Origin of the sequence: Achromobacter insuavis, from assembly GCF_902859645.1 — a bacterium.
Classification (GTDB): Bacteria; Pseudomonadota; Gammaproteobacteria; order Burkholderiales; family Burkholderiaceae_B; genus Achromobacter; species Achromobacter insuavis.
In genome coordinates this window covers 70,218-78,060 of sequence record NZ_CADIJR010000021.1, presented here as the reverse complement: position 1 = coordinate 78,060, position 7,843 = coordinate 70,218, and the positions used below count along the sequence as shown (strand labels likewise).

8 protein-coding genes are annotated in these 7,843 nt (G+C 71.4%); 5 read left to right on the top strand and 3 right to left on the bottom strand.

Going from position 1 to position 7,843, the window contains the following annotated elements; translation table 11 throughout:
* The coding region (locus tag H0523_RS13505) for an MFS transporter (RefSeq protein WP_180180073.1) at positions 1 to 2,073 on the top strand (2,073 nt) is incomplete at its 5' end.
* 60 nt (positions 2,074 to 2,133) lie between these two features.
* Here H0523_RS13505 and alr read toward each other — a convergent pair.
* Both alr and H0523_RS13495 read right to left on the bottom strand, forming a co-directional pair.
* Entirely contained in the window at positions 2,134 to 3,300 is a 1,167-nt protein-coding gene (gene alr / locus H0523_RS13500) for an alanine racemase (RefSeq protein ID WP_054432849.1), read from the bottom strand.
* 132 nt (positions 3,301 to 3,432) lie between these two features.
* Positions 3,433 to 3,864, bottom strand: coding sequence for an ATP-binding protein (locus tag H0523_RS13495; RefSeq protein WP_054432740.1), 432 nt, complete (start codon positions 3,862 to 3,864; stop codon positions 3,433 to 3,435).
* 197 nt (positions 3,865 to 4,061) lie between these two features.
* Here H0523_RS13495 and H0523_RS13490 point away from each other — a divergent pair, with 197 nt between their 5' ends.
* Positions 4,062 to 4,397 carry an STAS domain-containing protein gene (locus H0523_RS13490; RefSeq protein WP_054432739.1) on the top strand — a complete coding sequence of 112 codons (336 nt, stop codon included), beginning with the start codon at positions 4,062 to 4,064 and terminating at the stop codon, positions 4,395 to 4,397.
* A gap of 31 nt (positions 4,398 to 4,428) precedes the next feature.
* Here the strand turns inward: H0523_RS13490 and H0523_RS13485 are convergent, their stop codons facing one another.
* Complete coding sequence (locus H0523_RS13485; RefSeq protein WP_054432738.1) at positions 4,429 to 4,665, bottom strand: hypothetical protein; 237 nt, start codon at positions 4,663 to 4,665, stop codon at positions 4,429 to 4,431.
* Positions 4,666 to 4,864: 199 nt separating this feature from the next.
* Between H0523_RS13485 and H0523_RS13480 the strand changes: the two genes are divergently transcribed.
* The 3 genes from H0523_RS13480 (at position 4,865) to H0523_RS13470 (ending at position 7,779) form a co-directional block, all read left to right on the top strand.
* On the top strand, positions 4,865 to 5,800 hold the full coding sequence (locus H0523_RS13480; protein WP_054432737.1) for an NUDIX hydrolase: 936 nt from the start codon (positions 4,865 to 4,867) through the stop codon (positions 5,798 to 5,800).
* 85 nt (positions 5,801 to 5,885) lie between these two features.
* Positions 5,886 to 6,764 carry a carboxylating nicotinate-nucleotide diphosphorylase gene (nadC, locus tag H0523_RS13475; protein WP_054432736.1) on the top strand — a complete coding sequence of 293 codons (879 nt, stop codon included), beginning with the start codon at positions 5,886 to 5,888 and terminating at the stop codon, positions 6,762 to 6,764.
* A 28-nt stretch (positions 6,765 to 6,792) separates the two neighbouring features.
* Positions 6,793 to 7,779, top strand: coding sequence for a tripartite tricarboxylate transporter substrate binding protein (locus H0523_RS13470; RefSeq protein WP_054432735.1), 987 nt, complete (start codon positions 6,793 to 6,795; stop codon positions 7,777 to 7,779).
* Positions 7,780 to 7,843: the final 64 nt, after the last annotated feature.

Genomic DNA, 7,843 nt, shown 5'->3' with positions numbered 1-7,843 from the left:
CTGGCCGCGGGCCTGGCGCGCCGCGGCTCGGGCGCGCTGGTCGCGGTGGACGACGACCGCGTGACGGTGGCCGTGCCGCTGGCCGGCGCCGGCGGCAAGAGCGTCGGCGCCGTGGTGCTGTCGGCGGCCAAGGACGGCGAGGCCAGCCGCCGGCTCATCATCGACAACCTGCAGGTGCTGCTGGTCGTCACGGTGCTGGTGGGGCTGGGCCTGGCCGCGGTCTTCAAATACATCGTGCCGCTGACCTCGCTGGCCGCGGGCGGCCGCGCCCGCTTCGTGGTGCCGTTGCTGGCGCTGGTGCTGGCGCAGGGCGTGTACGCCGCCTACACCATCTCCACCTTTCGCAGCGGTTGGCTGGAAGTCACGCGCAACAACGTCGGGTTGCTCGCCGAGGGCCTGCAGCGCGACCTGAACCGGGTGCTCGGCTACGGCCTCGAGGTGGACCGGCTGCGCGGCGTGGAAGCGCCGTTCACGCGCCTGGCCGGCACCTTTCCGGCGGTCGCGCAGATCGAACTGGCCGATCGCGACGGCCGCGTGCTGTATGGCGCCGATGCGCGCGGCGCGCTCGACGTGTCTGCGCTGCCCGCGACCCGGCCGCAGGCCGACGACCTGACCCTGGTGCTGCCGCTGGGCGCGGCGCTGGCCGATCCCAAGGCGCACGGCGACCTGGTGCTGCGCTTGTCGAGCGACGTCATCGCGGCCGGCGTGCGCGGCCGCGCGCTCGATGCCGTCACCGTGGTGGCGGTGGCGCTGGTGGCCGCGATCGAGATGCTGTTGCTGCTGGCGCTGCTGATGAACCGCGCCTTCGCCGCGCGCGCCACGCTGCCCGATGGCACCCGCGTCGGCCCGGACGACGCGTCCGAGGTGGGCCGCATCGCGCGTCCGGTGATGTTCGGCTTCCTGTTCGCGTGGGCCTTGCCGCTGGGCTTTCTGCCGCTGTATGCGCGCAGCCTGTCCGCGGGCGGGCTCGACCTGCCGGCCAATCTGCTGCTGGCGCTGCCGATCTCGGTGGAAATGGGCTGCGGCCTGCTGACCTCGCTGCTGGCCGGCCGCCTGACCGACCGCAAGGGCTGGCAGGTGCCGGTGCTGGCCGGCCTGGGGGTGTCCGCGGCCGGCATGCTGGCGTGCGCGGCCGCCGCCAACCTGTTGATGTTCAGCGCCGCGCGCGGCCTGGTGGGCCTGGGCTACGGGCTGACCTGGATGGGTCTGCAGGGCTTCATCGTCACGCGCAGTCCGGCGCAATATCGCGGCCGCAACATGACGGGCGTGATCGCGGGCCTGTTCGCCGGCCACCTGTCGGGCGCCGCGGTGGGCGCGATGCTGATGGAGCAGGTCGGTTTCCGCGCGGTGTTCGCGGTCGGCGCCGTGATGCTGGTGATGCCGCTGGCCGGCGTGCTGATCCTGATGCGCCCCTACATGGATCGCGGCCGTCAGCTGGCCGCGCAGGCTGCGGGGCGCGCCCGCGCGCATCTGTCCGAGACCTTGAAGCTGCTGTTCACCCGCGACTTCGGCCTGCTGCTGGTGGGCAGCGTGATTCCGTTCTCGATCGCGCAGGTCGGCCTGCTGTCGTTCGCGCTGCCGCTGTACCTGGAGGCCGAGGGCGTGGCCGCGTCCAGCATCGGCCGGGTGCTGATGATCTACGGCCTGTGCGTCATCTACGTCGGGCCGCTGATGGGCCGGGTGGTGGACCGCAGCCGCATCAAGAAGAGCTGGATCGTGCTGGGCGGCCTGATCGGCAGCCTCGGCATGCTCGGGCTGTATTTCAACAGCGGCCTGCTGGCCGCGGCGGCGGCGGTGCTGCTGCTGGCCTTGGCCAGCTGCTTCGCCGGCGCGTCGCAATCGCCCTACATGCTGGCGCTGCCGGACGTGCAGCGCTATGGCGCCGCGGGCGCCACCAGCGTCATGCGCGCCGCCGACAAGCTCGGCCAGATGGCCGGCCCGCTGGTGGTCGGCGCCATGTTCGGCGCCGCCGGCATGGGCGCGGGACTGGCCGCGACAGGCGTGATCTACCTGGTCGCGACCTTGCTGTTCCTGTTGTTCGCGCCGGCCCGGCCGCGCGAAGAGGCCGCCTGAGCGCGGCGGCGGTGCCGCGGTTCGCGTCAGGTCGTCATCGCATCGCGCGGGCCGCGCCATTCAGCGCGCCGCGCCGGCGCCGGCCAGCGCCACCGGCACGCGCGCGCTCAGGCCCGTCAACAACTGGGCGGCGATGGTGCCCGCCGCCATCGCGACTTCCTCCACCGGCAGGCCTTCCGCGCCCCACAGCGTCACGGGGGAGCCGATCGCCGCGTGCGGCACGGGGCCCAGGTCCACCGCCATCATGTCCATGGAGACGCGGCCCAGCAGCCGCGTGCGGATGCCGGCCACCACGACCGGCGTGCCGGTCGGCGCGTGGCGCGGGTAGCCGTCGGCATAACCGCAGGTGACGATGCCTACGTTCATCGCCGTGGGCGCGAGGAACGCGCCGCTGTAGCCGACGCCGGCGCCAGCCGGCACGCGCTGGATGCCCACCACCTGCGAGTGCAGCGACATCGCCGGCCGCAGGTCCAGTTGCGCCGCGCTGCAGTGCGCGAACGGGCTGGCGCCGTACAGCGCCAGGCCCGGCCGCACCCATTGCGTGGCCGCGGCGCGCGCCGCATGGCCCAGCATGGCGGCGGAATTGCTGGTGGAGACCGGCCCCGGCAAGTCGCGGATGACCTCGCGAAAGCGCGCGTCGGCACTGTCCACGCCGTCGGTTTCGTCGGCGCGGGCGTAGTGGTTCAGGTGACCGATTTCACCGATCAGGCCTTGCGCGGCCAGGCTGCGGGCATGCGCGAACGCGGCGCGGTAGTCGTCGGCGTTGAAGCCGGTGTGATGGATGTCGCCGGCAAAGCGCAGCCAGATGGATGGCCGCGCGGCCGCGGGCGATTGCGCCAGCCAGTCCAGTTGCGCGGCGTGCGTGATGACCAGGTGCAGGCCCGGCGTGTCGAGCAGCAGCGTGTCGGCCTGCGAATAGAGGCCGCCGTAGACCAGCACCGGGCCGTCCCAGCCCAGCCGGCGGCAGGCGCGCGCCTCGTCCAGGTGCAGCACTGCCAGCCCGTCGGCGGCGCGCAGCGCGGGCAGCACGCGCGCCAGGCCGTGGCCGTAGGCATCGGCCTTGACGGTGGCCCACAGCCGCGGCGCTGCGGCGCCCGACGCACCGGCGCCCGGCAGCGTGGCGCGCAACCGCGCCAGATTGTGGGCCACGGCGCTCGCGTCGACGCGAGCGTACAAGGGGCGGGCAAGCAATCCTTCTGGACGATAGGGAGCGTTCACGGGCGGCATCTGGGCGAGGTCCGCGCGCAACCGGCGCGCGCGCTATGCATGAGTGACAGACGACCGGGTTTTGTTCGGTACTTTCTGTCTATGCACTGCTAGTTGTCGATAGCGCGTCTTGATCGAACGCGCCAGTGAGGGTCACGCGGCGCGCATCACGAGCGTCAGGCGGTTCTCGTTGCCGTTGCGGGTGTAGCGCAGGTCGTGCAGATAGTGCTGCATCAGCCGCACGCCGTGGCCGCCGATTTCGGCGTCATCGAGCGTCGCGGCCAATGGGGGCGGCGGGGTCTTGGTGGGATCGTACGGACGGCCATTGTCGATTATCTCCAGCGAGATCCATTCGTCGTCCTGGCGGCAGGCCAGGCTGACGCGGGCGGGATCGGGGGCGAGCAAGGGATCGTCGAAGGCATACGAAACGATGTTCGTCAGCGCTTCGTCCAGACTCAAGGACAGACCGAAACTCAGCTTGGGAGACCACGCGTCGCGCTCGGCGATGGCCTCGAGCCATTCGATGGCGGAGGCGACGGCGCGGGCGTCGGGAACGAGGTCAAGCGTATCGGGCTGAGGGGGCATGGTCGCCTTGCGTTCAGTGGTACACGTGCAGGTGGAAGTATGCCCGATTGCGGCCCGCTGGCGTAACGGGCCGGCTCTGGCGCCTGTCGTTTGACGTTTGCGTTTGGCCGCGCGGGCGCCTCGCGTATCATCTCGGCATCGCGCCGCCGCCCGCAAGCGCCGGGATCCGGGGCGCCGGTCCATTACCGGGAACCACTATGAGTCTCGCAATCGAGAAGGTCGGGGAAGTGCTGGTTGTCTCCCCCGAAGGCCAGATCAACAGCGGCAACGCCGCCGGCATCGAAGCCGACCTGCTGTCGCACGTCGAAAAAGGCGAACGCCGTTTCGTGCTCGACATGTCGAACCTGAACTACATCTCCAGCGCCGGCCTGCGCGTGGTGCTGGTGCTGGCCAAGCGCCTGAAGCAGGGCTCGGGCGCCCTGGCGCTGTGCGCGATGCAGCCGCACGTGCGCGAGGTGTTCGACATCAGCGGCTTCCTGGCCATCCTGACGGTGGTCGACACGCGCCAGGACGCGGTGGCCAAGGTCGCCTGATTGCCGCGCGTTCCGCCGCGGCGCGCGCGGTTCAGTTCTTGCGGTTTTCGTATGACGTGTCCAGCACGTCGTCCTCGGGCGTGATGATGCCGGGGTCCCCGGGCGCCTCGATGGCGCGGCCGCGGCGCGGCATGCCGGCGACGATGGCGCTCTGGTCCGGCATCGGCAGGATGCCGGTGCCCTTGCGGGGATCGACGGACGGCTTGGGCTCCGCGGCCGTGTCCGGTTTGCTGCTGGCGGCGGAGGAATCGATGACGGTTTTCAGCATGATGACGGCTCCGGTTGCGGGCGTCCCAGGATGGCGGCGCGCCGGGGATCCATCCTCATCTTAGGACCGCGCGGGGCCCGTGCGGCGGGTTGCGCTGTCACGTTTGCAAGGGGCTGTTGCAGGGCCCCGACCTTATAATGCCGAGCGCCTCGCGGCGTCGCGTCACCGCGCCCGGTTTCCTTCATTTTCAGCCATCACCTTGACCGAATCCGTCGAACGCTCCGTCCACGCCGAACTCGTCGCCGTCCTGGTTGCCGTCACTCACGGCGAGCCGCGCGTGCTGACCACCGACGACGCGCGGGCCCTGCCGGCGGGGCCGTTCGAGCTGTCGCACCGCTCGCTGCAGGCGGGCCTGCGGGCCTGGGTCGAGACCCAGACGCATCATCCGCTCGGTTACGTCGAGCAGCTCTACACCTTCGCCGATGGCGACCGCTCCGACGAGTCGGGCGCGCGCGTCATGTCGGTCAGCTACCTGGGCCTGACGCGCGAGGCCGGCGAGACCGGCGTGGCGCAGGTCGGCTGGCAGGACTGGTATCGCTATTTCCCCTGGGAAGACCGCCGCGCGGGCACGCCGGCGCTGGTGGACGAGGTGATCGTGCCGCGCCTGCAGGCCTGGTGCGACGACACCGACGACGGCGCCGCGCGCCAGCGCCGCCGCCAGCGCGCCGCCATCACCTTCGGCCTGGACGGCGCCGCCTGGAACGAGGACATGGTGCTGCAGCGCTACGAGTTGCTGTTCGAGGCCGGCCTGGTGCCGGAAGCGGCGCGCCGCCATCCCGACGCGGCCGCCGCGCCGCTGCCGGGCGAGCCCATGCGCCACGACCATCGCCGCATCCTGGCCACCGGCATCGCGCGGCTGCGCGCCAAGATCAAGTACCGGCCGGTGGTGTTCGAACTGATGCCGGCGCAGTTCACGCTGCTGCAGTTGCAGCTGGCGGTCGAGGCCCTGGCCGGACGCGGCCTGCACAAGCAGAATTTCCGCCGCCTGATCGAGCAGCAGGCGCTGGTGGAAGAGACCGGCGAGATGGCCACCGGCACGGCGGGACGCCCCGCCAAATTGTTCCGCTTCCGCCGCGACGTGCTGCTCGAACGCGCCATCGCCGGCAGCAAGCTGCCGCTGTCGCGCGCCCTGTGACGCTTGACAAGGTCATATACTCATCTTTAGCATAAGTGGCATGCGCATTTCTTGCGCGCCTTTTTTTAACCACAAAATACTCAAAATGAGCATTATTGCTGAAGCGCCCGCCGCCCGTTTGGCCATTCCCTCCCTGCCGGATGTCATGCTGGAGCCGCTGGTGCGCGCGGCGTTGCTTGAAGACCTGGGGCGGGCCGGAGACCTGACCACCGACGCCATCGTGCCGGCCGACGCCGTGGCCCAGACGCGCCTGGTGGCGCGCCAGGAAGGCGTGCTGGCAGGGCTGGACTTGGCGCGGCTGGCGTTCCGCGCGCTCGATCCCGCCATCGAATTCGAGGTCGCCCACCGCGACGGCGCCGATCTGGCGCCGGGCACGGAGATCGCGCGGATCCGCGGCAACGCCCGCGCCATGCTGACCGCCGAGCGCGTGGCGCTGAACTTCCTGTGTCACCTGAGCGGCGTGGCCACGGCGACGGCGTCGATCGCGCGCGCCATCGCCGGCCACGGCGCCCGCGTCACCTGCACCCGCAAGACCATGCCGGGCTTGCGCGCCGTGCAGAAATACGCGGTGCGCGTGGGCGGCGGCAGCAACCACCGCTACGGACTCGACGACGCCGTGCTCATCAAGGACAACCACATCGCGTTGGCCGGCGGCATCGAGGCCGCGGTGGCGCGCGCCCGCGCCGGCATCGGCCACATGGTCAAGATCGAGCTGGAAGTGGACACGCTGGAACAGCTGGAAACGGCCCTGGCGCTGGGCGTGGACGTGGTGCTGCTGGACAACATGAGCCTGGACCAATTGCGCCAGGCCGTCGCCATGGCGCGCGGCCGCGCCATCACCGAGGCCTCCGGCCGCATCACGCCCGAGACCGCGGCGGCGGTGGCGGCCACCGGCGTCGACCAGATCGCCGTGGGCTGGCTGACCCACAGCGCCAAAGTGCTGGACATCGGGCTGGACGCCTGAGGCCGGCGCGACACGACAGGCAAGCATCATGAAACGCGCGCTTCGATCCTCCCTGCTGTTGCTCACCCTGGCGCTGGGCGCCTGCGGCAATCCGCCCTCGGGCGACACGCCCGGGGACGCGACCTATCCCACGCATCCCATCACCATCGTGGTGACCTTCCCGCCGGGCGGCGGCACCGACCTGCTGGCGCGGCGCCTGGGCGCCAGCCTGCAGGAACAATTCGGCCAGCCGGTGGTGGTCGAGAACCGGTCCGGCGCCAGCGGCAACATCGGCGCCCGCGCCGTGGCCGAATCGGCGCCCGACGGCTACACGCTCCTGATGGTCAACAGCTCGTTCGCGATCAACCCCGGCGTCTACCGCAACCTGGGCTTCGCGCCCAAGCGCGACTTCGCGGCGGTGATCAACGTGGCCTTCGTGCCGTCCGTGTTCGTGGTGCCGGCGGCCTCGCCGCTGCGCACGCTGGACGACGCGCGCAACACCGCGCGGCCGGAGCGGCCGCTGCCGTTCGCCTCGTGCGGCAACGGCACGCCGCAGCACCTGGCCGGCGAAATGCTGACACGCGCCACCGGCGCGCCGCTGCAGCACGTGCCCTACAAGGGTTGCGGACCGGCGCTGACCGACGTGGTGTCGGGTCAGGTCGGCATGGGGATCGTCACCGCGTCCAGCGCCGCGCCGCTGATCGCGGCGGGCCGCCTGCGGGCCTTGGCCGTGACCTCGCCGCAGCGTTCGCCGCTCCTGCCCGAAGTGCCCACGGTGGCCGAGCAGGGCGTGGCGGGCTACGCGCTCGATCAATGGCACGGCCTGCTGGCGCCGGCGGCCACGCCGCCGGCGGTGGTGGCGAAGTTGAATACGACGCTGGCCCGCATCATGCTGCGGCCGGACGTGCAGGCCGCGCTGCGCGAGCAGGGCTTCACGCCGACCACCAGCTCGCCGCGCGCGTTCCAGGACATGATCAATGCGGATATCGATCGCTATACGGCGCTGACCGACGCGATCGGGCTGCGCGCCGATTGACGCGCAGGGCGGGGCGGCCCGGCCGTCCCCGTGCCTTGATGGCCGGGGGCGCCAGCGTCCCGGC